26 protein-coding genes and 1 riboswitch are annotated in these 25,533 nt (G+C 71.4%); of the genes, 9 read left to right on the forward strand and 17 right to left on the reverse strand.

Annotated elements, in window-relative coordinates:
- Positions 1-14 precede the first annotated feature (14 nt).
- Positions 15-722: a class F sortase gene (locus ACQP2X_RS35210; protein WP_498689328.1), complete on the reverse strand. Its 708-nt coding sequence runs from the start codon at positions 720-722 to the stop codon at positions 15-17.
- The gene (locus ACQP2X_RS35215; protein WP_498689330.1) at positions 719-1,543 is read right to left on the reverse strand and encodes a DUF4397 domain-containing protein; all 825 of its coding nucleotides are present in this window, start codon (positions 1,541-1,543) and stop codon (positions 719-721) included. Before ACQP2X_RS35215 ends, ACQP2X_RS35210 begins: the two co-directional genes overlap by 4 nt.
- Positions 1,544-1,698: 155 nt before the next feature.
- On the opposite strand from ACQP2X_RS35215, the gene ACQP2X_RS35220 reads away from it, so the two are divergent.
- The 6 genes from ACQP2X_RS35220 to ACQP2X_RS35245 all read left to right on the forward strand — a co-directional run bounded on the left by ACQP2X_RS35220 (position 1,699) and on the right by ACQP2X_RS35245 (position 8,080).
- Positions 1,699-2,280 (forward strand): RNA polymerase sigma factor, encoded by a 582-nt coding sequence (locus ACQP2X_RS35220; RefSeq protein ID WP_498689332.1) that lies wholly within the window; start codon positions 1,699-1,701, stop codon positions 2,278-2,280.
- The gene (locus ACQP2X_RS35225; protein ID WP_498689333.1) at positions 2,234-2,962 is read left to right on the forward strand and encodes an anti-sigma factor; all 729 of its coding nucleotides are present in this window, start codon (positions 2,234-2,236) and stop codon (positions 2,960-2,962) included. The genes ACQP2X_RS35220 and ACQP2X_RS35225 overlap by 47 nt, the downstream gene beginning before the upstream one ends.
- Positions 2,963-3,042: 80 nt before the next feature.
- Positions 3,043-3,687 carry a fasciclin domain-containing protein gene (locus ACQP2X_RS35230; protein ID WP_498689335.1) on the forward strand — a complete coding sequence of 215 codons (645 nt, stop codon included), beginning with the start codon at positions 3,043-3,045 and terminating at the stop codon, positions 3,685-3,687.
- 119 nt (positions 3,688-3,806) lie between these two features.
- Positions 3,807-5,246 carry a glycoside hydrolase family 76 protein gene (locus ACQP2X_RS35235; RefSeq protein ID WP_498689337.1) on the forward strand — a complete coding sequence of 480 codons (1,440 nt, stop codon included), beginning with the start codon at positions 3,807-3,809 and terminating at the stop codon, positions 5,244-5,246.
- A gap of 42 nt (positions 5,247-5,288) precedes the next feature.
- Positions 5,289-6,938 (forward strand): hypothetical protein, encoded by a 1,650-nt coding sequence (locus tag ACQP2X_RS35240; protein ID WP_498689338.1) that lies wholly within the window; start codon positions 5,289-5,291, stop codon positions 6,936-6,938.
- A gap of 18 nt (positions 6,939-6,956) precedes the next feature.
- Positions 6,957-7,033, forward strand: a riboswitch (S-adenosyl-L-homocysteine riboswitch).
- A 9-nt stretch (positions 7,034-7,042) separates the two neighbouring features.
- Complete coding sequence (locus ACQP2X_RS35245; RefSeq protein WP_498689340.1) at positions 7,043-8,080, forward strand: adenosine deaminase; 1,038 nt, start codon at positions 7,043-7,045, stop codon at positions 8,078-8,080.
- Here ACQP2X_RS35245 and ACQP2X_RS35250 read toward each other — a convergent pair.
- The 9 genes from ACQP2X_RS35250 to ACQP2X_RS35290 all read right to left on the reverse strand — a co-directional run bounded on the left by ACQP2X_RS35250 (position 8,059) and on the right by ACQP2X_RS35290 (position 15,054).
- Complete coding sequence (locus tag ACQP2X_RS35250; protein ID WP_498689342.1) at positions 8,059-8,502, reverse strand: hypothetical protein; 444 nt, start codon at positions 8,500-8,502, stop codon at positions 8,059-8,061. The genes ACQP2X_RS35245 and ACQP2X_RS35250 overlap by 22 nt on opposite strands.
- 18 nt (positions 8,503-8,520) lie before the next feature.
- Complete coding sequence (locus ACQP2X_RS35255; RefSeq protein ID WP_498689344.1) at positions 8,521-8,991, reverse strand: EndoU domain-containing protein; 471 nt, start codon at positions 8,989-8,991, stop codon at positions 8,521-8,523.
- Between the two features lie 28 nt (positions 8,992-9,019).
- The gene (locus tag ACQP2X_RS35260) at positions 9,020-9,514 is read right to left on the reverse strand and encodes a WXG100-like domain-containing protein (protein ID WP_498689346.1); all 495 of its coding nucleotides are present in this window, start codon (positions 9,512-9,514) and stop codon (positions 9,020-9,022) included.
- A gap of 3 nt (positions 9,515-9,517) precedes the next feature.
- Entirely contained in the window at positions 9,518-9,832 is a 315-nt protein-coding gene (locus tag ACQP2X_RS35265; protein ID WP_498689347.1) for a hypothetical protein, read from the reverse strand.
- A gap of 8 nt (positions 9,833-9,840) precedes the next feature.
- Complete coding sequence (locus ACQP2X_RS35270; protein WP_498689349.1) at positions 9,841-10,263, reverse strand: YbaB/EbfC family nucleoid-associated protein; 423 nt, start codon at positions 10,261-10,263, stop codon at positions 9,841-9,843.
- Positions 10,264-10,379: 116 nt separating this feature from the next.
- A complete protein-coding gene (locus ACQP2X_RS35275) occupies positions 10,380-13,550 on the reverse strand; it encodes a S8 family serine peptidase (protein WP_498689351.1) in 3,171 nt (1,056 codons plus the stop codon).
- Between the two features lie 66 nt (positions 13,551-13,616).
- Positions 13,617-14,261, reverse strand: a complete 645-nt coding sequence (locus ACQP2X_RS35280) for a hypothetical protein (RefSeq protein ID WP_498689352.1) — start codon at positions 14,259-14,261, stop codon at positions 13,617-13,619.
- Positions 14,258-14,755, reverse strand: coding sequence for a sigma-70 family RNA polymerase sigma factor (locus ACQP2X_RS35285; protein ID WP_498689354.1), 498 nt, complete (start codon positions 14,753-14,755; stop codon positions 14,258-14,260). The genes ACQP2X_RS35280 and ACQP2X_RS35285 overlap by 4 nt, the downstream gene beginning before the upstream one ends.
- Positions 14,752-15,054: a hypothetical protein gene (locus ACQP2X_RS35290; protein WP_498689355.1), complete on the reverse strand. Its 303-nt coding sequence runs from the start codon at positions 15,052-15,054 to the stop codon at positions 14,752-14,754. The genes ACQP2X_RS35285 and ACQP2X_RS35290 overlap by 4 nt, the downstream gene beginning before the upstream one ends.
- Before the next feature lie 67 nt (positions 15,055-15,121).
- Here ACQP2X_RS35290 and ACQP2X_RS35295 point away from each other — a divergent pair, with 67 nt between their 5' ends.
- Positions 15,122-16,057 (forward strand): DUF8832 domain-containing protein, encoded by a 936-nt coding sequence (locus tag ACQP2X_RS35295; RefSeq protein WP_498701109.1) that lies wholly within the window; start codon positions 15,122-15,124, stop codon positions 16,055-16,057.
- On the opposite strand, the gene ACQP2X_RS35300 is transcribed toward ACQP2X_RS35295, so the two are convergent.
- On the reverse strand, positions 16,048-17,049 hold the full coding sequence (locus tag ACQP2X_RS35300; RefSeq protein ID WP_498689357.1) for a LuxR C-terminal-related transcriptional regulator: 1,002 nt from the start codon (positions 17,047-17,049) through the stop codon (positions 16,048-16,050). The genes ACQP2X_RS35295 and ACQP2X_RS35300 overlap by 10 nt on opposite strands.
- A 178-nt stretch (positions 17,050-17,227) precedes the next feature.
- On the opposite strand from ACQP2X_RS35300, the gene ACQP2X_RS35305 reads away from it, so the two are divergent.
- Positions 17,228-20,053, forward strand: coding sequence for a M4 family metallopeptidase (locus ACQP2X_RS35305; protein ID WP_498689359.1), 2,826 nt, complete (start codon positions 17,228-17,230; stop codon positions 20,051-20,053).
- A 50-nt stretch (positions 20,054-20,103) separates the two neighbouring features.
- Here the strand turns inward: ACQP2X_RS35305 and ACQP2X_RS35310 are convergent, their stop codons facing one another.
- The 4 genes from ACQP2X_RS35310 to ACQP2X_RS35325 all read right to left on the reverse strand — a co-directional run bounded on the left by ACQP2X_RS35310 (position 20,104) and on the right by ACQP2X_RS35325 (position 23,225).
- On the reverse strand, positions 20,104-20,565 hold the full coding sequence (locus tag ACQP2X_RS35310; protein WP_498689361.1) for an RDD family protein: 462 nt from the start codon (positions 20,563-20,565) through the stop codon (positions 20,104-20,106).
- Between the two features lie 23 nt (positions 20,566-20,588).
- Positions 20,589-21,653, reverse strand: coding sequence for a right-handed parallel beta-helix repeat-containing protein (locus ACQP2X_RS35315; protein WP_498689363.1), 1,065 nt, complete (start codon positions 21,651-21,653; stop codon positions 20,589-20,591).
- A gap of 73 nt (positions 21,654-21,726) precedes the next feature.
- Positions 21,727-22,593, reverse strand: coding sequence for an SDR family NAD(P)-dependent oxidoreductase (locus tag ACQP2X_RS35320; RefSeq protein WP_498689364.1), 867 nt, complete (start codon positions 22,591-22,593; stop codon positions 21,727-21,729).
- Positions 22,590-23,225, reverse strand: a complete 636-nt coding sequence (locus ACQP2X_RS35325) for an NAD(P)-dependent oxidoreductase (RefSeq protein ID WP_498689366.1) — start codon at positions 23,223-23,225, stop codon at positions 22,590-22,592. Before ACQP2X_RS35325 ends, ACQP2X_RS35320 begins: the two co-directional genes overlap by 4 nt.
- A 57-nt stretch (positions 23,226-23,282) precedes the next feature.
- On the opposite strand from ACQP2X_RS35325, the gene ACQP2X_RS35330 reads away from it, so the two are divergent.
- Positions 23,283-23,852 carry a TetR/AcrR family transcriptional regulator gene (locus tag ACQP2X_RS35330; RefSeq protein WP_498689367.1) on the forward strand — a complete coding sequence of 190 codons (570 nt, stop codon included), beginning with the start codon at positions 23,283-23,285 and terminating at the stop codon, positions 23,850-23,852.
- Between the two features lie 7 nt (positions 23,853-23,859).
- On the opposite strand, the gene ACQP2X_RS35335 is transcribed toward ACQP2X_RS35330, so the two are convergent.
- Entirely contained in the window at positions 23,860-25,530 is a 1,671-nt protein-coding gene (locus ACQP2X_RS35335; protein WP_498689369.1) for a DUF885 domain-containing protein, read from the reverse strand.
- Between the last annotated feature and the right edge of the window lie 3 nt (positions 25,531-25,533).

The raw sequence follows: 25,533 nt of genomic DNA on the forward strand, positions 1-25,533 counted from the left end.
GGACGTGCGGACCATCACGGCAGGGCGGCCGCGGTGATCACCACGTTGTCGCGGTAGTGCCGCGTCTTCTGGTCGAACGGTCCCCCACACGTGATCAAGGTGAGCCGGGGCGCGCCGTCGCGGGCGAAGTACTTCTCTAGCGGCACGGCCGTCTTGCGGTAACGCTCCCGGGCGATCACCTCGAACGTGCGCTCCCGGCCGTCCGGTCCGGCGAGCGTCACCTTGTCGCCCGCGTCGAGGCGGCCGAGCCGGAAGAACGCGCCCTCGCCCTCGGCCGCGCTGTCCACGTGACCGGCGATGACGATCGAGCCGGCCTTCGCCGAGAAGCCAGGGCCGTACCGGTACCAGCCGACCCGGTCGACGCTGGGCGGGACGGCGAAGTCGCCGGTGGCCTTGTCGATGCCGACCGCGTCGACCGTCGCGTCGAGGTCGAGGGCGGGGATGCGCAGCCGGGCCGGGCCGTCGGCGGTGGAGGCGGCCCGTGGCAGCGCCCCGTCCTGGATGGGCACGCGCGGCGCGGTCGCCACCGGGGCTGAGGAAGCCGGCGCGGTCGCCGCCGGGGCCGAGGAAGCCAGTGCGGTGACCGCCGGGGCGCCGAAGTCGTCCGCCGGCTGTGACTGGCAGGCGACCACGGCGGCCGTCACGGCCAGGGCCACACCGGAAACGATGAGGGACAGGGCACGCCCCGGACGGGTCCGGGGCGTGCCGCCACGTGAGCTCATCGACGTCCGGTCGCCAGCCGCGTGATCCCGAACGCGGCCAGCAGGATGCCGACCGCGCCCACGCCGTACCAGGGCAGCGAGCCGTTGCCGTCGGCCCGGCCGCCGTCGCCGCTGGGCACGCCGCCCGGCGCCGAGTGCAGGCCGGTGATCGACTGGGTCACCAGGTCGAGGGTCTTGTCCTCGGCCGAGCCGACCGCGTACACGATGGTCGCCGTTCCCTCCTTGAGGTCAAGATCGGCCGGCCCGAGTACGCGGGTCTGCGTGCCCGCCAGGACCACATCCGCCGAGACGGTGCCGGCGTCGACGTCCGCCTTGCCCTCCTTGCCGTTGGTGACGTCGGAGAAGACCGGCTGCCCGCCGGCCCGTACGTCCACCGCCGGCGCCGCCGCCGTGTGCCGCACGATCAGGCGGGCCTTGCCCGCCGCCAGCTTGCCCGTGTCGTTGACGAACGGCGTCAGCGTCGGCTTGCCGTCCGCCGTGAGGTGCGCGACCAGGCTGATGTTCGCCCCACCGGGCACCTCGGCGTCGTCGACCTTCAGCAGGGCGCTGCCGATGGCCTCGCCCGGCTTGGTGAGCGCGATGTCGTACTGCCCGGCGGGTAGGCTCAGCGGGCCGGCGACCTTACCGGGCTGGAAGTCCGGGATGGTCTTCTCGCCGTTCACGTAGACATCGACCGGCTGACCGGGGATGCCGTGCACGACCGACACCTGGGAGTTCGCCTTGGCGTAGGCCGGGGTCAGGCCCAGCGCCACGGTTCCGCCGAAGGCGAGCATGGTCACCGCGCCGGCCGTGGCCGCACGGCGAAGGGACAGAGTGCGCATCTGAGCTCCTGAGGTGGTCGTCGATGAATCGGTACGACCGGTCCTTCGTCGCGGCGGCGGCGCGTGGATGCGGGACCGCCGAAAAAATTGGGTGCAACCGCGGCGGGCCCGCCGAGCGAACAGACAGGTGAACCCTTATCGGAGGAAGGAGGTCGATGAGCTCCGACGACGAGCTCGCCGAGCGGTTACGCGACGGCGACGAGACGGCGCTTCGTACGGCGTACGACCGGCATGGCTCCGCCGTGCTTTATCTGGCGCAGCGGCTGCTGGGCAACCGGGCCGACGCCGAGGACGTCACCCAGATGACATTCGTGGCGGCCTGGACCGGCCGCGACAGCTTCGATCCCCAGCGCGGGAGCATGCTCGGCTGGCTGCTCGGCATCGCCCGCCGCAAGGCCGTCGACCGGCTGCGGGCGGCGGCGCGTGAGCAGCGGACGGCCGAGGTCGTCCAGGCTCAGCAGGCACCGCCGCCGGACCTCGAGGCGACACCCGAGCAGACGGTCGACCGCCTCGTGGTCGCCGACGAGCTCTCCCGGTTGCCGGCCGAACAACGGCGCACACTGGAACTGGCGTTCTTCGACGATCTCACTCATCCACAGATAGCGGCGGTCACCGGACTGCCGCTCGGTACGGTCAAGAGCCATATCCGCCGGGGAATGGCCAACCTGCGACGTCGTTGGGAGGTGGACGGTGCAACATTTGGATCCCGATCGGCTGGTCCTACTCGCGCTCTCTGAGGAACTCGAGGAACTGAACGAGGCCGATCACCTGACGCAGTGCGACGTCTGCCGCCACGAGATGCAGGCCCTGCGGCACGTGGCCGAGCTCGGCTCCGGCGGGCAGGATCTGCGCGATCTGCCCCCTCCGCCCGAGCACGTCTGGCAGGCCATCGAGGCCGGCATCGCCCGGTCGCCCGAGCCCGCCCGCCCGGCGGCCCCGGTGACCGACATCGAGACGGCACGAGCCCGGCCCCGCCGCACCCGGCCCCGCTGGCTGACGCCGGTGCTGGCCGCGGCCGCCGCGGCGGTCCTCGCGGTGGCCGGCGTGATCGCTGTCGACCGGCTCACCGGCCGTGCGCCGGCCGCGCAGGTGGAGGCGCGGGCCACGCTCGAGCCGCTGAAGACGGTGCCGCCGAACGCCGGCGGTGACGTGCAGGTGCTCTCCGACGGGGAGCTGCGCATCGACGTCCGCAACCTGCCGCTGACCACCGGCTTCCACGAGGTGTGGCTGCTCGACCCGGACAGCCCCGGCAAGATGGTGGCCGTCGGCAACCTCTCCGACAGTCCGGACGCGGTGCTGGCCGTGCCGCCGGGCACCGACCTGAACCGGTTCCGCCTGGTCGACGTCAGCGACGAGCCGCACGACGGCGACGCCACCCATTCGGGCCGGAGCCTGCTGCGCGGAACTCTCACGAGTTAGGTGCATCCAGCCGGCGACCGCCGGGCGAAGTACGGGGTGGTGGCACCGCAGCCACCCCGTACCCGGAAGGACGAACGAAGATGAGGATCACCCGAGCCGCCGCCGTAGCGACCGCGGCCATCGTCGCCTCCGCCCTCACCGCCGCTCCGGCCAGCGCGCACGGCACGTCCAAGACCTCAGGCACCAAGTCCCTGGCCGCGGTGCTGACCGCGGACAAGAGCGGCTTCGACCGCAACGGCTACGACTACGACATCCTGACCGCCGCCGTGCTGGCGGTGCTCAAGGCCAAACCGGCCAGCCCGGTCAAGGTGCTGGCCGACGGCAAGACCGCGGTCACCGCGTTCATCCCCAACGACCTGGCCTTCCGGCGGCTCGTGGCCGACATCCAGCACACCAAGCGCCTGCCCGGCGAGAAGGCGGCCTTCACCGCCGTCGCCGGCCTCGGCATCAACACGGTCGAGTCCGTCCTGCTCTACCACGTCGTCCCGGGGGCGACGATCAACCGCAAGGCCGCCCTCAAGGCCGACGGGGCCAAGCTGAAGACGGCCGCCGGCTCGACGATCAAGGTCGACGTCTACGGCCCCCGCTGGCACAAGCGGATCGCGCTGATCGACGCCGACCGCAACGACCGCAACCCGCGCGTCGTCCGCTTCGACATCAACAAGGGCAACAAGCAGATCGCCCACGGCATCGACCGGGTCCTGCGCCCGATCAACCTGCCCTGACCCTTCCTCACCTCAACGGCGGGCGCCCACGGGCGTCCGCCGTTCTTTATAGATTGATTGACATCGATGTCATGCCGGGTTAGCGTCGCCTCATCCCCCGCGAGAGAGGACGACTCCTCGTGCGTACGCCGTCGAAACTCACCGCCGCGGCGCTGACCGCCGTGTCGATCGCCCTGGTCCCCGTCACCTCCGCGTCCGCCGCCCCCACGGTGGTGTGCAACCGCTACTGCGACGGCCGGGACGCGGCGTCGGCCGCCGGCGACCGGGTCGCCGTGACCAGCGTCCTCTACGGGCGCGCGTTCAAGCTGCACGTCGACGACACGAACGCGATGGGCTGGGCCTCCGTCGACGGCGGGCAGGCCGGCGACGAGGTGTGGATCGACCGCTCGTTCGACGGCGGCCGTTCGTGGCCGGACAACGGCCGGCTCGGCGTCACGACGATCCCGGCCGGCTCGACCGGCTGGCGCACGGGCCAGTTCAACGTCGACGACTGGAACACCAACGGCGTCGGGGCGCTGCGCGCCTGCGGCAAGGCCGGCGATCGGCCCGAGATCACCTGTACGCCCTGGGCCCGCAGCACCTGGAACGCCTGGGACCGCCGCACGGCCGCGGCCACCGCGCTGATGATGCGGTTCGACCGCGGCACCGGCCTGTTCGACGGCAACGGCTGGTGGACCGGCGCCAACGCGCTCACCGCCCTGATCACCAACATGCAGCGCAGCGGCATGCGGAGCTATCAGTACGCCATCGCGAGCACCTACGACAAGAACGTCGGCGCCCGGCAGGGACAGTTCCGCAACGAGTTCCTGGACGACACGGGCTGGTGGGGTCTGGCCTGGATCGCCGCGTACGACGTCACCGGCGACAGCAGATATCTGAACACCGCCCGGGCCGACGCCGACTGGATGCACAGCTACTGGGACGGCACGTGCGGCGGCGGCGTCTGGTGGAAGACCGACCGCCGGAACAAGAACGCCATCGAGAACAGCCTTTACATCCAGCTCAACGCGATGCTCAGCCGGCGCCTCCCGGGCGACACCACCTATCGCGACCGCGCCCGGGCCGGATGGTCGTGGTTCCAGAGCACGGGCATGGTCAACGGCTCGAACCTGGTGAACGACGGCATCGATCTGGCGACGTGCCGGAACAACGGCGACACCACATGGACGTACAACCAAGGGGTTTTGATAAATGGTCTGGTCGAGCTCCATCGGCTGACCGGCGACGCGACCGCGCTGGCCGCCGCCCGGCGCATCGGTGACGCGATGACCACCAGCGGCTACCTGTCCCCGAACGGCATCCTGCGCGAGCCGAACGAGCCCGACACCTGCGGCGGCGACGGCGCCTCGTTCAAGGGCGCGGCGATCCGGGGGCTGGGCGCGCTGAACACGGCCGTCGGCGGGGCCTACGACACCTATCTGACCCGCAACGCCGACAGCGCCCACGCTCACGACCGCGACAGCATCGACATGTACGGCTCACACTGGGCCGGGCCGTTCGCGGGCACCAACCACAGCTGCCAGCACAGCGCGCTCGACCTGCTGAACGCCGCACCGTGACCGCCCGTTGTACCTTGCGAACATCACGACCGGAAGGGTCTGATGAACGGGGTGCACGGGAGAACAGCGCGGGCGGCCGGTCTGATCACGGCCGCGCTCGCGGTGCTGGCCGCGGTCGCTCTGGCCAGCCGGCCCGACCTGAACGGTGACGTGCGATACGTCCTCGGCGGCCTCGAAACGGCCGGCCGGGGCGGTGTCAGTCTCTGGGACATCTTCGTGTCGCGGCCGCTCGCCTATAAGCTGCTGATCGCCGGGCTCGACGAGGGCCGTCTCGCGCTCGCCGGGGACTCCTCGCTGGGCGTCACGAGCCTGGTGATCCGGATCGAGACGTACGTCCTGGTCCTCGCCGTTCTCGCCGTGTTGTTCGTGGGGGTCCGGCGGGTCGCCGGGCGGCCGGCGGCGGCCGGGATCGCCGGCGGCACCGGCCTGGCCCTGCTCGTCGCGCCGCCCTGGCACTTCCTCGAGCCCGACTGGGCCGCCGCGCTCGCGGCCGTGCTGGCGGTCGGCGCCGCCTGCGCACCCCGGCGACGATGGCTCGGGGCGCTGCTGGCCGGACCGGCCGCCATGCTCGTCGTCGCCATGAAAGCCTCGACCTTCCCGGTCGCGCTGATCGCCCTGCTCGTCATCTTCGTGCTCGACCGGCGCCGCGCCGCCTGGACGGCACTGTCCACAGTGATCTGGGTCGCGGTCTGGTATCTGGTGAGCAGACACTTCCAGCCCTGGGAGTGGACCTGGCTGAGCGACCTGGCGACCCTCGTGCACGGCAAACCGCAGGCCATCTACGCCGACGACCTGCGCCTGCTGCGCGTCGCGATCGGTGACGCGGCGGTGCACAGCCCGGTCCTGGCGCTCGCGCCGGCCGCGGCGGCGGCGCTCGCCAGCCGCCGGCACTGGATCTTCGCCCTGGTGGCGGTGCTTGCCGCCGCGTTGTCGCTGGCTCCGGCGTACGGGCAGGCCGAGTTCTTCGACTACCACTTCGCGGCCGCGGTGGTGCTCGCCGGCGGGGTCTGGGGCGCCGCCTTCGCCCTTCGTCCCGGGTTCCGGCTGCCGCTGGTCGCCGCCACGGTGCTCGTCACCGCCGTCAGCCTCGTGCTGCTGCGGCAGCCCGCCTCGTGGCGGCTGGAGCACGGCGGGCCGGTGGTCTGGGCGTACGAGATCGGCGCAGTGGCCCTGGCCGTTGCCGCCTGGTTCCTCAGCGGCCGCGGCACCGTTTCCGTTCCCTGGCCGGCCGGCGTGGTCGCGCTCTGCTTCGCGCTGCTGCCGGCCGTACTGCCGGGTTATCCGTACACCTTCAGCACCTACAACTACAACGTCCGCAACGGTCCGCCGACCAGTGCGCCGCTGGTCGAGCTCGGCCGGCGGCTCGGGCGGGACACGCCGGTGCTCTACCTGACGTACGGCACCGTGAACTACGGCATGGGCAACCCGACGAGCTGCCGATACCCGTCACCGTTGTGGCTGCAACGGGGGGCTGTCGCACCGCGGCTGCGCGACCTGCCCAGCTACGCCGACAACCTGCGCTGCCTGACCGGGAGCAGCGACGCCCGCTATCTGATCGTGCAGACCGCCTGGTTCAGTCTCCCGCAGTCGGCTCCCGACGTGCGGGCGCTGATCAGCGAGCGGTTCGACTGCTCACCGGAGGCACAGATCCCGGCCACACCGGGGCTTCTGGTCTGTCCGGCCCGGCAATGAGTTGGTAGCGTGCGGGTACGGGCCGAGAGGCGCTGCGACGGATCACCATCCGCCACGCTCGGCCCGGACGACGATCCCAAGGGCGCCTCCCTCGTGGAGGACACATGTCAACGGATCTGACCGCCTTCATCGCCCGTCTGCCCAAGGTGGAACTGCACGTCCATCACGTCGGCTCGGCGACACCCGACACGGTGGCCCGCCTGGCCGAACGGCACGCCGGCACCACGGCGGTGCCGGCCGACCCGGGGCGGCTGGCCGACTACTTCACGTTCACCGACTTCGCGCACTTCATCGACGTCTACCTGTCGGTGGTGGATCTGATCCGCGACGCCGAGGACGTGGCCACGCTCACCTACGACATCGGCGCCGGCCTCGCCGCCCAATCGGTGCGGTACGCCGAACTGACCCTGACCCCGTACTCGTCGGTCACCCGCGGCATCCCCGCCGAGGCGTACTGCGAAGCGATCGAGGACGCCCGGCGCCGGGCCGCCCGTGACCACGGCATCGAGCTGCGCTGGTGTTTCGACATCCCCGGCGAGCCCACGATGACCGGCGCCGACATCACCCTGGACGTGGCGCTCGGGCAGCGCCCGGACGGCCTGGTCAGCTTCGGCCTGGGCGGCCCCGAGGCCGGCATCCCCCGTTCCCGGTACGCCGACCATTTCGCCAAGGCACGCGCGGCCGGACTGCACAGCGTCCCGCACGCCGGCGAGTCGACCGGACCCGAGACGGTCTGGGACGCGGTCCGTCACCTGGCCCCGGAACGCCTGGGCCACGGCATCGCCGCCGCCCGTGACCCCGAGCTGATGGCCTATCTGCGTGACCACGACATCGCGCTGGAGGTGTGCCCGACCTCGAACGTGTGCACCCGCTCGGTGCCGTCACTGGCCGACCATCCACTGCCCCAGTTGGTGGCCGCGGGCGTGCCGGTGACCATCAACTCCGACGACCCACCGATGTTCTCGACAACGCTCAACCGCGAATATCAGGTGGCCGCCGACCTGCTCGACCTCGACGAACAGGGCGTAGCCGAGCTGGCCCGCCAGGCCGTGCGCTACTCGTTCCTCGACGGTCCCGGAAAGGCCGCGGTGCTGGCCGAGATCGACGCTTACGTCGAGGATCAGAAGAGCCGCCCCCGGTAGGGATGGGTGCGCCCCCACTTCTCCTCCCACCGCAGCACGTTGGCCTCCCATTCCGGAAGGTCGGGCCGGTACTCCCGGATGACGTCCCGCTCCGGCTGAGCGACCAGGAAACGCCAGTAGTCCTCGATCGACGCCCGGGCCACATCGGCCGGGAACTCACCCTCGGCGCCGGGCACCCACAGGTTGCTGATCACCAAAGCCGACGGCGTGAACGACACCTCGTAGTTCTCGCTGCTCCACTCCTCGAACGGCGGCTCACCCCGGGCCACGTCGTCCGCCATCGCCAACGCGTCCAGAGTGACCAGGAAGAAGGTCCCGAGGTCGGTGGTCAGCCACTCACCCAGCAGGTCGTACCGCTGATCGTCGACCTGATAGACAGGACGGCGGAAGGTGGGATCGATCCGCAAACTGACAACACTCACCGCGAGCCTTCCGGTGCTTTAGGTAACGGGCCAGCCGTGCGTGAAGCCGCCGGACTGGTTGTAGAAACCTTCGATCGTGACGCCATTGTAGGTACCTATCCACTTGGTCGCGGACACCTGCGTCGAGCTCTTGAAGGCACCGGCCACCGCGTTGTCCACCTGAGCCGGCGTCCAGTCGTCGGGGAAGAACGTGCTGAAGCCGCCGTTGCCGGCCTTCGGCTTCCATGCGCCGTCCGGCGGATTCAGCGTCGGATCGAAGAACTCGGGCTCCGCCTCGTAGACGCCGTTGCGGTGGGTGACCCTCGAGCCGGGCTTCAGGCGACGGCCGGGGAAGTCCTCGCCGCCGGGGCGGTAGTGGTAACCGGAGCCTTTGGGCAGGCCCGGCCGCACGTGGCCGCCGCCGATGGTGTGGGTGGTGAAGTGCGGATTCATCCGGTCCGGGCGGGCGCGCTTGCGGGTCTTGCGGAGGAACCGCAGCGCGGCCCGCATGAGCTTGCCGGAACCCCTGGCCATCCGGTCACGCGTCCAGAAGCTGTGCGATGGCTTCCTGCACGAGGTTCCCGACGATGGTCCGAGTGAGCTGGTGGAAGATCGGAATCTCGAGCAGGCTCGCGCCGAACGTCGGCACCGCCGTGGCCACCGCCTGCGCGATCTGTACGGCCAGGATGGCGAGCTGGGCGATGACCGCCACCTTGAGGGCCAGCACGATCCCGCCGCAGATCATCAGGCCGGTGCCGGTCAGCGTGGCCGCGTTCGCGCCGTCCAGGAGCGCCTCGGCCGGACTGTCCTGCTGCGCCCACCAGGCCTGGAACGCGGCGACGGCCTCGCCCTCGTGCTCTGTCCACACCTCGCTGGCGGTCGACGTCGCGTCCGACACGATCGCCTCCAGCCGGTCGGAGAACGACATCCACGCCCGGCCCATCTCGACCAGCGCGGCCTCGTCGGCCTCCGGCCAGGTGAAGCCGAGAACACCGAGGAGGGACCGGAGCTCGCCCGGGATCTCCAGTCCCACCGGTCAGTGACCCATCTCGGTGAGCAAGCCGCGGAACCGGCGGCTGACGTTCTCGTCCACCTCCACGTGCCGCGCGCTGATGTCCACCACGTCGGCGCCGGCCGCGGCCATCTCGTCCAGGGCGTCCTGGTAGCACTCGAAGGCCCAGGACGACACCTCGTCATGGGCGGCGCCGATCAGCGAGCCGATGTCGTCACTCCCCCACGGCGCACCGAACCCGGCCAGCTCGGATCGGAACGACGCCAGCTCCGAGGAGAGCCGCGAGGCGACGCTCTGCAGGGCCGAACCGGACGCCGACAGCCGCGCCGGATCGATCATGAAACCGCTCATCGTTCACCGGCCCGGCGGGTGAGCTGCGCCTGCGCTTCGACCAGCGACGCGGTCAGCTTGGCGAACTGCCGCTCGGCGTCGAACTGGATCTCCTTGAGCTGGTCGGTGAGCGCGCCGAGGGCGGCCGGGCCGGCCGCGGCCGCGGCGCCGGCCTGCAGGTCGGCCAGCGCGGCGTTCACGGCCGACTCGATCTCGCGCGCCAGCTCCGCGCCGCTCAGCCGCAGCACCGAGGGGTCCAGCTCGAGGTTCTCGATCCGGCCCGGCAACACCGCCCGCACCCGGAGCCGCCCGTCGGCGGATTCGCCCGTGCCGACGGGCGGCTCCGGCTCCTCAGCGTCAGGGGAGGAAGCCTGAGCCCGGCCGAGCGCGGCCACCACGGCGGCCAGCGTGCCATCGGACGGATCGATCGGGTTGCTCATCCTCGACCTCCTCGCGCGGGCAGTCACGCCCAAACCGCGACGATATCGAAGCTCGTCCACTTCTGAACGACCCGGAACCGCCGTGCGATGCCCGGCCGGGCATCAGGGTGCATTGGTCAGCTGATTCGGTAGGCGCGGATCACGGTCTGCTCGACAGTGTTTCCGGCTGGTGTGCGGGCGCTGACCCGCAGCGAGGCGAAGCCGGCGGACAGCGGATGGCGGACCCACGCCGTTTGGGTCGTGCCGTGGCCGGTCACCGTGGTGGGCTTCCAGGTCCGGCCGTCGTCGTAAGAGACCTGGGCCGTGACGCCGGCCGGGGAGGTCAGCTTCAGGGGTACGCCGTACCGCCGGCCCCTCGGTGCGCTGTTGTCCAGGTTGAGCGCGGGCGACATCCGCACCGACAGAAGGGGCAGGGGTGTCGCCTCGGCCGTCGATCCGGATCGGAAGGTCCACGTGCTCGTCACCGACGTCGACAGCTCGTACGGCGCCGTCCGCTTGGCCGTCGCGGTCATGCGGTATTCGCCGGCTCCGGCGGGCACGGTGAACTGGCGGGGCTGTTCGGCGTTCTCGTCGATCGTGCCGATCAGCTTGCCGTTCCGGAAGAGCGTGACCGTCCTGGGCCGGGCCGTGATCCCGTTGACCCGCACGCCGGACGCGTCGACGTACGTGGGCAGGTCGACGTTGATTTTGTCGCCCTCGCGGATGACCGAACCGGCGGCGGGCGACGGCGCGAACACGGCCTTGTTCCAGGCCAGGTGGTACGTCTGGCCCGGCTTGTACTGGGCCGGGGAACGCTGGGCGAAGCCGAGGTAGAAGTCGTTCTCCACGTCGTATTCGCCGAAGCCCGCGCTCCAGGAGATGCCGTTGTCGGTGTTGACGAAGTCGGTGCGGGACGCCGGCATCGCGATCCGCGTGTCGGGGCTGTAGCCCGTCTCGATCAGTTGGCCGTCGCGTCGTGACAGGGCCGTGAAACCCACCATCCCGGGTGCGCCGCCGGCCGCTCGGGCATAGGTTCCCGCGATCGCGGCCAGATCCTTGCGGTTGTACGTCTTGACGACACCGGTCGGGAAGCGCCCGTCGCGCGGCCAGTGCAGCCGGAACGACGAGGCGGCCGAGGTCAGTGTCGTGGTGACGGCCGAGTGGAACAGCGGTTCGGCCGTGTGGTCGCCGATCTCGGCGAAGGACAGGCCCGGGCCGGGGCCGTTGATGGCGGTGTCGCTGAAGATCCCCTCCGGGGAGAGCCAGGTGCCGCGGATCGCGGTGAAGGTGGGCGTGGCCTTCTTGTCCGGCACCGACACCGCGACCGGCTTGGCCCGGCGCGCGTCGAGGTCGACCGTGAGGTCGTGGTCGACGACCAGGCGGGGCTGCACGAGCAGGGTGGTGACGCCGTCACCGCTCTCGGCGGTGCTGCTCAGGCCGTACGTCCCGGCGGGCAGCCGCATGGTGGAGCCGGTGGCCTCGGCGTACCCGAAGGTGGCCAGGTCGGTGAATCCGGTGAACTGGGTGACCGGGGCGGCGCCGTCGTGCCCGGTGTGGCGCAGGGTGACCGTGTAGGCGGGGCCCTCGCGGTGCACCCCGAACGGGACCTCGACCCGGGCGCCGCCGGTGGCCGTGGCGACGATCCGGCCGCCGATCCACTGCTGGCCGGTCTCCACTGTGGTGTCGGCGGTGAGCTCCGCCGTGGCCGTCGCGCCGGCCGCCACGGTCAGCGAGGGCCGGTCGACGGTGAACATGCCGGCCGGCGCGGTGGTGTCGACGGCCAGTCGCAGCGTCACCGGCGCGGTGCCGTCGTTGCGGAAGGTCACCGGACGGGCGATCGGCTTGTCGTTCGTGTGCGGGAAGAGCACGGTGCCGAAGTCGACGCTGCCGGTGGCGGTGGCCACCGACTGTGTGATCGCGCGGGCCACGTCGACCCGGCCGGCACCCTGGGCGTACGTCTCGAGGCCCGGTGTCGGCTCCGACGAGGCCATCAGCGCGGTCTTGAGCTGCTGCCCGGTCCAGCCCGGATGCTGCTGGGCCAGGATGGCGGCCGCGCCCGCGACGTGCGGGGTGGCCATCGACGTGCCGGACAGGCTGGTGTAGGCCGGGTTCCCGGCCGGGTCACCGATGGTGGCGTGCGCCGCCCTGGCCGCCACGATGTCCACGCCGGGCGCGGTGATCTCGGGCTTGACCAGGTCGCCCTCGAGCGCGGGGCCCCAGTTGGAGAAGTCGGCGATGGCGTTGTCCCGGTCGACCGCACCGACCGACAGCGCGGCCGCGGCGGAGCCGGGCGAGCTCACCGGCGCGTGGCCGTTGTTGCCGGCGGCCACGACGAAGAGGGTGTGGTAGCGGGCGCTCAGTTCGTCGACGGCCGCTTCCATCGGGTCGGTGCCGGGCTCGTCGTCGCCGCCCAGGCTCATGTTGACCACCGGGGCGGCGGCCGCGGCCCAGGCCATGCCCGCGAGGATGGCCGAGTCCTGGCACTCCTCGCCGGGGCAGACCTTGCCGATCAGCAGCTGGGTGCCGGGGGCCACGCCGCGGTAGCGCCCGTCCGAGGCGGCGCCCGTCCCGGCGATGGTGGAGGCGACGTGGGTGCCGTGCCCGAGGGTGTCGTCGGCGTCGGGCGCGTCGGTGAAGTTGCGCACCTCCTTGAGCCTCCCGGCCAGGTCGGGGTGGGTGGCGTCGACGCCGCTGTCGAGCACGGCGACGGTCACGCCGGCGCCGTCGAGGCCCTTCTGCCACGCGGCCGGGGCGCCGATCTGTGGCACGCTGCGGTCCAGGTCGAGCTTCCGTTTGCCGTCCAGCCAGATGCGGTCGACGCCGGACCGCAGGGCCTTGCCGCCCGCGGTCAGTCCGGTCCACAGATCGTGGCGCTGCTCCCGGTTCGCGCGCACCGCGACCATGTCGAGGTCCGGAAGGGTCGCGGTGACCTTCGCGGCCTTGACGGCGGCCGTGCCTTCGATCAGGAGCGGCAGGTCGTGCGACCCGGTGTAGCCGAACGCGGCGAGGGTGGTGAGGTCGAACAGCCGGCGGTCGAGCCGGCCATTCCGCACCAGCGGGAGCGCGTCGGCGGGGAACACGTACCGGTGCCCGCCGTTGCCGCGCTCCACAAAGGTCACGCGGTCACGGCCGGGCCCTGGGGTGACGGTGACGACGTCGCCGCGCCGCACGACGCGGTCCCCCGTGATCAGCGTGAAGTCCTGCCGGCCGGCCGCCGGCGGTGCGGCCGTCGCCTGCTCGGCCGTTACCGCCACCGTGCCCACGGCCAGCAGGCCGGCCAGGGCGGCGGCCCAGATCCGTCGTCTCAAGGGGTTCCTCCGAAGTGTGTGGTCCGGAGTAGACGCCTGAGGGACGGTGCCGGTTGCAAACGACTTTCAGGCCCGGGTCACGGTGAAGCGGAGGGCGGTGCCGGTGCCTCCGGTGACGAGCGCGCCCTCGTCGCCGATCCGCACCGGCGATCCGGCCCAGGCCAGGTCGTAGGTCAGGGCATCGGTCGTGGTCAGGGCGAACCGCTGGGCGGCCGTACCGGCCCGGCACACGCGGACGCGCAGGGCGCCGCCGTCCTCCCGGCTCGCGCAGACCCAGCCGCCGGGTCGCTTCACCGCGAGGCGCAGGGCGAAGGCGTCGCCGTCGGGCACGATCAGCCAGCGGTTGCGCAGCTCCGGGTCCTTGCCCTCGGCGCCGGAGACGAGAACCCGGTCGTCATCGTCGTAACCGGCCATCACCGTCGCCGGGGGTGCGGTCACGGCCAGGGTGACCGGGGTCGCGCCGGCGAACAGGCCGGTCGGCTGGGCCGGCACCGGAGCGGCCGGAGGCAGCTGCCCGGGCGGCGGCTCCGGGTTCGCGGGCCGCAGGAGAAGCCCGCCGCCGAGCACGAGAGCGGCCAGCGCACCGGCCACGGCGGCACGCCGGCGCCAGCGACGCTGGCGGCCGCGCCGGATCACCGCCTCGACCGCGCGCGGGCGCAGCGACGCGGCGCTGTCGGCCACGAGGGAGGACAGACGGTCGTCCAGGTTCACCGGTTCACTCCCCTCTCGTCATGCTCACCCAGCAGGGCGGCGAGCGCTTGACGTCCCCGGGCCAGCCGGGCCTTGACGGTGCCGGCCGGCGTCCCGGTCTCCCGCGCGATCTCGGCCACCGACAGACCGGCCAGATGGTGCAGCACGATGTCGCGCCGCTGCACCGGCGACAGCGTCCGCAACGCCTGCATCAGAGCCACGTGATCCGGGCTCAACCCGTCGAGCACCTGATCAGCCGCCTCCCGGCGATGAGCCAGCAGCCGGTTGGCGGCCTTGCGCCAGCCGCTGATCGCGATGCGGGCCGCGACGGTGCGCACCCAGGCCTCCGGGCTGTCGGCCCGTGACACCACCGCCCACCGCTGCCACGCCCGCGCGTAGGCCTCGGCCACCGCGTCCTCGGCCTCGGCCCGGTTGCCGGTCATCACGAACAGGTGACCCAGCACCCGCGACGACGAGGCGGCGTAGAACTCTTCGAACTGCCGTTCGGCTGTCACCGCACCGGGAGGCTCACCCGGCGTCCCATGCCGACCCGCGGGGCGTTGGTGTCGGTGATCATCGCGAAGGCGCCGGCCGGCACGCCTTCGCGGGTCGCGACCCGGGACGCCGCCTGCAGCAGCGTGCGCTCGCGGCCGCCCGCGATGAAGAAGATGTACTCGTCGCCCGCCTCCTCGCCGTCCTCGACCTCCTCGATGCCGAGCTCCTCCTCCAGGTCGATGAGGAAGTCGCCGACGTCGTCCACCCACTCGTCGTCGGCGGCGGTCAGCGGGAAGTGGATCTCCACCATCAAAGCCATGCGCCCATGGTCCATCACGCCTCTCGGTTGCGGTACCCGTGGGGGGTATGGGTATAGTCGAACGATGATGAGCACACCGGCCCGTCTGGGCGCGTTCGCCGTGGGACTGGCGGTCGTCTTCATCGCAGCCCTGGGCCTGGGACGCGCCGTCGGCCCCGACCGGGAACCGGAGCCGGAGGCGACCCACGCCCAGCACGAGAGCGCGGCCGAGCAGTCCGCCGAACTGCCGGCCGGGCTGCAGGTGAGCGAGGGCGGATATCAGCTGGCGCCGCTGACCGGCGAGCTGTCGACCGGCGATCCGAAGCCCTTCCGGTTCCGCGTGATCGGTCCCGGCGATAAGCCGGTGACCGCCTACACCACCAGCCACGACAAAGACCTTCATCTGATCGTCGTACGTCGTGACCTGTCCGGCTTCCAGCATGTGCACCCGGTCCTGGCCGCCGACGGCACCTGGTCGATCCCGCTCGCCGTGGCCGCACCCGGTCTGTACCGCGTCTTCGCCGACTTCCAGCCGGCCGGACACGACGGGCTCACCCTCGGCATCGACGTCCCCGCCCCCGGCGACTACCGGCCCCGGCCGTTGCCGCCCGCCGCGACCACCACCACGGTCGACGGTTACACCGTCACGCTGGCCGGCACGCTACAGCCGGGCGCCTCGTCCCGGCTGACGCTCTCGGTGAGCAGGAACGGCAAGCCGGTCACCGACCTGCAGCCGTACCTCGGCGCCTACGGCCACCTGGTCGCCCTGCGCGCCGGCGACCTCGCCTATCTGCACGTCCACCCCGACGGCACTCCCGGCGACGGGCGAACCGCGGCCGGACCGGGGATCACCTTCCACGCCGACGTGCCGTCGGCCGGCACCTACCGGCTCTACCTGGACTTCCAGCATGCCGGAAAGGTGCGCACGGCCGAGTTCACCGCGGTCGCCGGCACCCCGGTCCCCGCGCCGCCGGCCGGCGCCACCCCCAGCGGGCACGGCTCCGACGGGCACACTCACGACTGAGGCTGGGTCAGCCATCCCCGCTTGGCCGCCAGCACGGCGATCTGGAAACGGGTCCGCGCCCCGAGCAGCGAGCCGGCATCGGTGATGTACTGCTGAACCGTACGGCGGCTGATGTTCAGGGCCCGGGCGATCGTCTCGTCCTTCATCCCGGCCGCCATCATCCGCAGGATCTCCCGCGTGCGCAGGTCACGCCCCGAGGCCGGCAGCTCGCCGTCCGCGTCCGGCCGCCTCGACAGCGACACCGGCTCGGCGCGCTCCCACATGCTCTCGAACAGCGCGACCAGCGCCACCACCAGCGCCGGCGAGTGCACCACCAGGGACCCCGACGACGGGCTGTCGCCGCGTATCGGTAGCAGGGCCGCCTGCCGATCGAAGATCACCAGCTTCACCGGGAGCTGGGGCGTGAGCCGCAGCTCTCCGCCCCGGCTCGACCCGCGCAGGGCAGTCGTGAGCGACACCACGTCGGTGAAGCCCTCCGTCTCGTACACCGAGCGCATCAGCACACTGGGCGTCATCCCGGCCGCCTCGGCCGACGCCGATCCCCCGGTGACGTACGGCGGCTTCGCCAGATGCAGAACCTCGAACGAGCTGCCCATCAGCAGCTGGCGGTAGCGCGCCCCTACCTCGTCGTCGCTTTTGAGCACCTCCACCATGTCCGTGGCGCGCGGCCCGGACACCGCTTCGTGTGCTTCGGAGAGCCGCTCCACAACCGACTCGACGCGGGCCAGTTCGGCCCGCCGCCGGGCCAGCAGCGCGCCGAGCGACGGCCGGGGCGGTGCCGCCGCCCATCGCGGCTCGGCACCACCGATCCGCGCCGCCAGCGCCGCCTCCACCAGCAGCCCCAGCGCTCGTTCGGCCTCGGAGGGTGACAGCCCGGTCGCGGACGCCACCTCGTCGCGGTCCGCCGATCGAACGGTCGTCAGGAGCTCCAGCACCCGGCCCGCCAGCGGATCGAGACCCGCCGCCGACCACGGTATTTCCGTTCCGTCCATACGTTCTCGCGTCCTCCGATGTGAGCGTGCCAGGAGCCGATGAATCGGGGATTACGGATGTGTAAGAGGCGGATCTGCTGGTTTGCGCAACTGCACAAGATCGTCCTTGTGGCGGCGGCCGGCACCGGGGTGAGCTGTGCTGACCCACAACCGCAGGAGCATCGAATTGCGTAGACCCATGGCACTGCCCGCCATCGCCGTTCTGGCGACGGCCGCCATCCTAGGGACCACGGCCCAGGCCGCGCGGGCGGCGACCCCGCCGCCGGCCGTCGACGCCACCGGCACACCCTCTCTCGTGGACGATGTGGCCGACCCGGTCGACGCCACTGTCGCTCCCGACAAGGCCGCCAAGGCCCACCTCGCCAGCCACAAGGACCGCTACCGGATCAGCGACCCGGCCGGCACGCTCACCACGGCGAGCGTCCAGACCGACGGTGAGCGGGAAACGGTCCGGCTGAACCAGAAGTACAAGGGTCTGCCCGTGTTCGGCGCCCAGTACGTCGTCCGTACCGAGAAGGCGGCCGGCAAGCGCACGGTGACCGGCACGTCCGGCAGTTATTTCACGAACCTGGACGTCGACACGACCGTCACCCCGATCCCGGCCTCGGTCGCTGTCGCGCGAGCGGTCGACGACGTTCGCCGGAGCCTGCGGGCGGGCGCGGCGGTCGTGGCCGGCGAAACCGACCTCACCGGCACCGACCAGGGGCTCCTGATCATGCCGACCGGCACCGGTGTGCTCGCGCGGCGCGTGCTGGTCAAGGGCAAGGACGCCGTCACGGGCCGTCCCGTGCTCCGCGACGTGTACGTGGGCGCGACGAACGGGGTGCCGCTGCTCAGCGTCAGCCGGATCAAGTCGTTCGCGGCCGAGCAGAAGGTCGCCGGCGCGCCGAGCGGCACGAAGACCTCGGGCCCGGCCGCCACCGGAACGGCGCCGGTCGCCGGCCAGGGCACCACCCTGCACGGCGCCACCGTGTCGCTTCCGCTCGTCCGGTCGGACGCGGGGTCGTACCTCCTGAAGGATCTGACCCGGACCGTGCCGATCACCACCTGGGACGCCCGGGGCCGGGACTACTACGACCTGATGGGCAACGCCTGGCCGGAGGACCTGGCGCCGTTCGCCTCGCCGACGACCACGCTCGGAGCCGACCTGACCGACGCCGGCGCCGTGGACGCGGCCTGGGACGCCGCGAAGGTGTTCGACTGGTACCAGCAGAAGCTCGGGCGCAACAGCCTGGACGACGCCGGCATGCCGATCGACTCGATCGTCGGCATCACGTACGGCGGCTCGCCCTGGGTCAACGCGTACTGGGACGGCACCCGCATGGTGTACGGCAGCGGCGACGCCGAATATCTGCCGCTGTCGGCCGACCCGGACGTGGTCGGCCACGAGATGACCCACGGCGTGGTCGAGCACACCGCCAGCCTCGTCTACGCCGGGCAGCCGGGCGCGCTCAACGAGGCGATCGCCGACTACTTCGGCAACGCCATCGACGTCGACGCGTCGGGCACGCCGATGTCGTCCCCCGAGGCGAGCCTGCTCGGCGGCGACCTCTGCCGCACGCTGGCCCCCGCCCAGTGCGCCCTGCGTGACCTCGACGACGGCGCCACCACGGCCGACTTCCAGCACCTCATCGACACGCCGTCCATGGACGACGGCGGCGTGCACCTCAACTCGACGATCGTGTCGGGCGCGCTCTGGGACCTGCGCCAGGCCCTCGGCAAGACGGTCGCCGACAAGGTCGTCTACCGCGCTCTCACCGACTATCTGACGCCCATGTCGGACTTCGTGGACGCGCGTGACGCCGTACTCGCCTCGGCCAAGTCGTTCCGCCTGAGCAAGAAGGACCTCAAGGTGGTCCAGGCGGCGTTCGACTCCCGCGGTATCACCGCGAAGTGGGAGGAGAATCTGTACGGCAAGGGCACTGACGTGCTGATCGACCGGCTCAACACCGGCATGTACGCCGACATGAAGGCCGGCGTGGCCGGCGGCTGGTTCGCGGTGCCGCGCTCGGACGCCAACCGCACCGAGCCGACGTCGATCTGGGTCGGCCGTACGAACGGCAAGGGCACGCCGTACCGCATCTCCCCGGACGACGGGAGCGTCAACAGCTTCCCGCACACCGACGGCAGGCGGGTCGTGTGGCTGTCGGTCGTTCTGGATCCCGCCTCACCGACGTACGAGAGGAACCGCATCCTCTCCGCGCCGATCGGCGGCGGCCCGGTCAAGGAGCTCTACAGCTCCCCCTACCGGGTCGACGGTCTGGGCTTCGACGGCGACATCGTCACCTGGAGCCAGTACGACCCGGACCAGGGCTACCTCGACGTCGTGCGCTACCTGCGCGGCAGTTCGAAGACCGTCCACACGCTGGCGCACCCGGGCTGGCGTGGCAGCGCGACCGCTCCGAGCGTCAAGAACGGCAAGATCTCCTACGTCCGGTACGAGAATTTCGAGCAGCCCGATGCCAACGGCGCCTACTGGTCGCTGGGCGTGGAGGTGTACGACGTCACGACCGGCCGGACGGTCTACGCCGGCGGTGACACGGGCGCCGAGCGGATGAGCTACCCCGACCTGTCGAGCACCGGCGTCGCCTGGATGACCGACCGCGACTACGGCACCATCGTCGACGGCCAGTGGACCCAGGGCGCCTACTACGACTCCGTACGCCTCTACGACTTCGCCAAGCGCACCAGCCGCCTGCTGTTCGACGAGACCACACCGCAGGCGATCCGCGCCGTCACGGTCGCCCTGTCCGACACGACCCTCACGGTCACCGAGGAGGCACCGGTGAAGGCGTGGCTCGAGACCGGCGGCTACCCCGGCAACGCGCTGAACCCGAAGCTCAAGCAGTACACGTTCGAGGGCCGGTACCTCGGCCCGGCGTCGTGCAGCCCGGGCGCCCAGATGTACGCCACGGCGGCGAAGGGCCGCGAAGTGGTCTACATGGACTCGGCGGCGTCCGGCTTCGGCCTGGCCCACGCCACGGGCGTCAAGTCCTGTAAGTAAGCACCCGGGGCGCGCTGGGATCGCACACGACGATCCCAGCGCGCCGCGGACTACAGATGGCGGACGATCGAGCCGGCCATCCGGTCGTGGAGGGTCCGCTGCCGGTCGCCGAAGACCGTGAACGCGTCGATCCAGAAGTAGACGCTGAGCGTGACCACGTCGAGGAACCAGCCCAGCAGTCCCTTGACGCAGAACTCGCGCACCGCCATGCGCCCCCAGTCGAACGGCTGCCCGGTCTGCGCGTCGGCCACCACGTGGCCCAGCAGTTTCTTGCCCGGCGTCTGACCGTCGGACCAGGTGAACATCGACCAGACGAGCCAGCCGATCCAGAGCGTGACCATCATCAGCAGGCCGTCCAGCAGCAGCGCGCCCAGCCGCCCACCGGCCGAGACCAGGTGGCCGTTGGCCATCGCGCCCGGCACGAGGTGACCGGGCCGATAGGGCTGAACGGCCGCCGGCGGGTGCGTGACGGGTGCCGCCCATTGCTGCCGGTACATGTTCGGATCACTCATACCTGCTTCTGACGGACAGGCGTTCAGGCGGTGCCGTCGAGGTTGGTGACTTTCCCCCCGAGAGAGTTGGGGCTGGTCCGCGTCACGCCCCAGATCACGGCCGAGCTGCCCGCCTCGGAGACGATGAAATTCGTCAGCGAGGGCGTGGCCGCGGACGAGGGGTCGGACTGGACGGCGCCCCCGATCGTCACGTTGAGAGTGGAGGCGCCGATGTGGATGCCGGTCGTGGCGCCCTTGAAGGTGTACGGCCCGAACAGGCTGCACCCCCGGCAGTTGAGCAGCCGGAAGCCCACTTCGGTGAAGAGCTCGGCGGCGCAGCTGGTGAGCGTGACGGCCGAACAGTTGTAGAGCGCGTATCCACGCTTCCCGCCGTCGTTGGCGCAGGCGTTCAGCGTCGAGTAGCTCACGTAGTCGAGTTCGTAGCCGTTCTTCTTGTTGTCGAGCGCGTAGCAGGCCTCGAAGGCGAGGGAGGTGGCGGCCGCCGTCGCGGTCTTGGTGACGTAGAAGCCGTTGCCTCCGTTCTTCCGGGACTGCACCCGGGTGATCCTCGACGCGACAACGGCGATGAGATGGACGCCGCAGTCCCCCCAGTTGCTGACGACGCAGCCCTCGATGGTGATGTTCGAAGGCCCTTCGGCCGGACCAGGAGTCAAATAGATGCCGGACGGGCCGTTCTCCGGCGGCGCGGTCGCCGGGTCGTACTGTCCGATGACGCTGAGGCCCGAGATCGTCACATAGTTGATCGTGAAGCTGGTCACCGAGGTGATGCCATGACCGGCACCCACCTGGATGATCTTCGTGGCCTGCGCGCCGGCGCCGATGAGCCGCTGGTTGGAGCGCATGACGATCGGCTGGTTGATGTGAAACTCGCCGGCGCTCAGGAGCACCTGCCGGTTCACGTCGGACAGCGCCTGCTGGATCGCGGCGTGGTCACTCGCGCCGGTCACGTCACCGCTCGGCGTTATCACGGTGAGCCCGGCCGTCGCCGCGAGCGCGGCCGTGGGCTGCCCGAAGATCATCCCCCCGGCGGCCAGCCCCGCTCCCGCAAGCGAACCGGTGATCAGACCTCGACGGCTTTGCGGTGTCATGTCAGGAACTCCCCTCGATCTTTCCATCGCGTGAGGTAACCAGGGTGACCGAGCAGCCCGATACCCCGGTTGATCATGGAAGCCCGCCGAAATGCCGTTCGCTGAGGGTGAGCAGCTTCTGCTGGACGGCGGAGTCGTGGGAGACCGGCGGCGTGGTCGTTTCCCGGTCGCGGTTGAAGTACCTGCCGGTCACGCCGTCCAGGCCGGGGTCGGTGGCCAGGCGCAGCGCGGTCTCGGCGCCCTGGGCGGGTGTGAGGAGGCTGCGGCGGATCAGGGCGCGCAACGGGCGCAGGGGTGCCGGCACCAGGTCGTCGATGATGTCGGTGGCGACGATTCCGGGATGCAGCGCGTTCACGGTCACGTTGTCGGTGGCGAGGCCGCGGGCCAGGGCGTAGCCGGCGGTGACGGTCATCAGCTTGGCCCGGGCGTACGCCTCGAACGGCGTGAAACCGTCAGCCGGGTTCAGCTGGGCCAGGTGGTCGACGCCGGTCAGGTCGAGGGTGGCCGGTCGGGGCGGGCCGGCGAGTTTGATCTGGCGGGTGTCGTTGAGGGTGTCGCTGGCGACGTTCACCACCCGCGCGGCGCCTCGCCTCAGCGGGCCGTCCAGCAAGGTCATGAGGCCGTACGGCGCCAGGTAGTTCAGGGCGATGTGCAGCTCGACGCCGTCGGCCGAGACGCGGTGCCCGGGGAAGTGCGCCCCGGCGTTGTTGATCAGGAGGTGGATGCGGTCGTGCCGGGCGGCGATCGTCCGCGCGGCGGCCACGACATCGTCGCGCCGCGTCAGGTCACCCGGGACGACTTCGAGGTGACCGGCCTTCACCCGGGCCGGGTCACGGGCGATGGTGACGACGTGGGCGCCGGCGCGGGCGAGGTCGGCCGCGATGACCTGCCCCATGCCGCCGGTCGCGCCGGTGACGACCGCGACCTTCCCGGGGTTCACCGGGTGATCCGCGGGTGGGCGCGCTCGTACCGGGCGGTCTCGGCCTCGTCGACCAGGAACGCGGCGAGGTCGGCGCGGCCGATGGAGCTCCACACCCGGATCGGCAGCTCGGCGCCGGTCCGGTACCGGCCGGTCGCGTCGTGGTCCGACAGCTTCGGCGGCCGCACGATCGTCCAGTTCAGGCCGGAGGCGGTGATGAGGGGTTCCATCGCCTCCTTGTCGCGCATCCGGTCGGCCACGCCCGCCCACACCGCGCGGGAGTACAGCGACGCGTCGTGCGACTCCAGCACGCCGTGGGCGCTGACGGCGATCAGCCGGTCCACCCCCACCGCCTTCATGGCGGTCACGGCCGACCGGATGCCGTCGGCGCAGACCGTGGTCGGCCCCTTACCGGCACCACCGAGGGCGCTGATCACGACATCGGCGCCCGGCAGGGCGGCCGTGAGGGCTGGCATGTCGGTCACGTCGGGCCAGACCGCTTCGGTCAGCCCCGCTCGGGGCGCGAACGTGCCGCCTCGGCGGACGAGAGCCACCACCTTGTGCCCCCGGGCGAGGGCGGTGGCGACCACGTGCCTTCCGGTGGCTCCCGACGCACCGAGGACCACCAGCCTCTGCGATACAGGTTGTCTCATAGGGCAAGCATGGGCCATGCCTCGACTATGAGTCAATACGTCTCATAGGATGAGCCGGTGCCCAACGAGATGGACCCCAGATTTCAGCGGAGCCGGGAGGCCATCCTCACCGCGACCCGCGAGCTGCTCCTCGAAAAAGGCCCGGCCGCGGTGACGCACGTGCAGGTGGCCGAGCGGGCCGGGGTGGGCCGCGCCACCGTCTACCGGCATTGGCCGCGAGCCGAGCTGCTCCTGATGGAGGCGATGGCCACCGTACCCATGCCGTTCTTCGCCGTGCCCACCGTCCCGACCAGACAGTGGTTGCGCCAGGAGCTGACCACCATGGCTCAGCAGCTCGACCTCGACGACGTGCGGGCCGTGGCCACGACACTGGCCACGACCGCCCAATGGGACGGCACCATGGACGCCCGGCGCGAGCAGTTCGCCGCCATCCTGCGCGATCGCCTCGCGGCCGCGCTGGACGAGGCCCAGACGCGCGGCGAGCTCACCCTGTCCGTCCCCAGCCGCGACGCCGCCGCCATGGCCATCGGCCCGCTGTACTACCGCAGCACGATCGAGCGCACCGCCTCCACCTCCGCCTTCGTCGAAGCCCTCGTCGCCGCGCTCGGCACCTGGTCCCGCACCTGAACCGTGGTCAGAGGCGGGCCAGGGCCCGGCGGAGCGGGTCGAGGCCCAGGGTGCCGAGGTCGAGGGCGTCACGGTGGAACGCCTTGAGGTCGAAGGCGGCGCCCTTGCGGGCTTGAGCGTCCTGGCGCGCCTGGAGCCAGATGCGCTCGCCGACTTTGTACGACAGTGCCTGGCCGGGCCAGCCCAGATAGCGGCGCAACTCGAAGCGCAGCACCTGCTCGTGCATGCGGCTGTGCCCGCTCAGGAACTCCCAGCCGAGCTCGGGCGTCCACCGCTCACCGGGGTGGAACCCGAACGGATTGCCGGCGGGGATCTCGAGCTCGAGGTGCAGGCCGATGTCGAGAACGACTCGCACCGCGCGCAGCGCCTGGAGGTCCAGCATGCCGAGCCGGGCGCCGGGATCGTCGAGATAGCCGAGCTCGCCCATCAGGCGCTCGGCGTACAGGGCCCAGCCCTCGGCATGACCGGAGCAGAAGCTGAGCAGCCGCTGCCAGCGGTTGAGCTGCCCGGACCGGTAGATCTTCTGCCCCAGCTGAAGGTGATGGCCGGGCACACCTTCGTGGTAGACCATCGACGTCTGCAGCCACGTCGAGAAGGACGTCTGCCCGTCCGGCACGGCCCACCACATGCGCCCGGGCCGGCTGAAATCGTGGTTGGGCGGCGTGTAGTAGATGGCGCCGTCGCTGGTCGGCGCGATGTGCGCCTCGATCGTGCGTACGGCCGGGGGAATGTCGAAGTGGGTTCCGTTCAGCTCGGCGATCGTCCTGTCGGCGGTGGCCTGCATCCAGTCGCGGAACTCCTCCTTGCTGCGCAGGCGCCGGGCCGGGTCGGCCTCGAGCACGGCGACGGCCTCCTCGACGCTCGCGCCGGAACCGGCGATCTCGGCCGCCACCACGCGCATCTCCGCCTCGATGCGGGCGAGTTCCTCGAAACCCCAGGCGTACGTCTCGTGCTGGTCGATGACGGCGCCGAGGAAGTACTGCGCGGCGCGGGCATGCCGTTGCACGCCGACGGCTTCCTTCTCGCGGCCGTACGGGGCCAGGCGCGCCCGCAGGAACTGGCCGAACTCGGCGGTGGCGGCGGCGGCTCGATCAGCGCTGCGCTTCAGGTCGGCCGCGAGCGCCCCGGAGGCGCCGGCCCGCTCGGCCAGCGCGGGATAGAAGTCGTCGCGGGCCGGGTCGGTCCACGCGTCGGCCTGCTCGGCGACGGCCAGCATCTGCGCGCGGGCGGCGGCGTTGCCCTTGACCGCCTCGGCCAGCAGCGTCTCCCCGTATTGCCGTAGGGCGGCCGGCACCGCGGCGAGCCGCGCCGCGACGGCGGCGACCGCCGGCTCGCCCTCCAGGGGCATGACGTCGAAGACGCGCCGGATCGCGTGCGCGGCACTGGAGATCACGTTGATGTCGGAGGTGGTGTCACCCTCGTCGTACCGGGCGAGGTCGAGGCCGAGCCGCTCTTTCATCGCGTCGGCCGAGACGCGCTCGGCCTCCGTGGCCGGCACGATGGCGTCGATGCCGGCCAGCGTGCGGCGAAGCAGATCGGCGCGCGCCGCGTAACCCTCCGGGGAGAGGTCGTCGAGGGTCTCCCCCGGGCCGCTCAATCCCACGAAAGTCGCCCCGATCGGATTCAGCCGGGCCCAGTCGTCGACATACCGCTCAGCGAGATCATCGATGGCACTCATGGC

This window comes from Actinoplanes sp. CA-131856, from assembly GCF_050956135.1.
Taxonomy (GTDB): Bacteria; Actinomycetota; Actinomycetes; order Mycobacteriales; family Micromonosporaceae; genus Actinoplanes.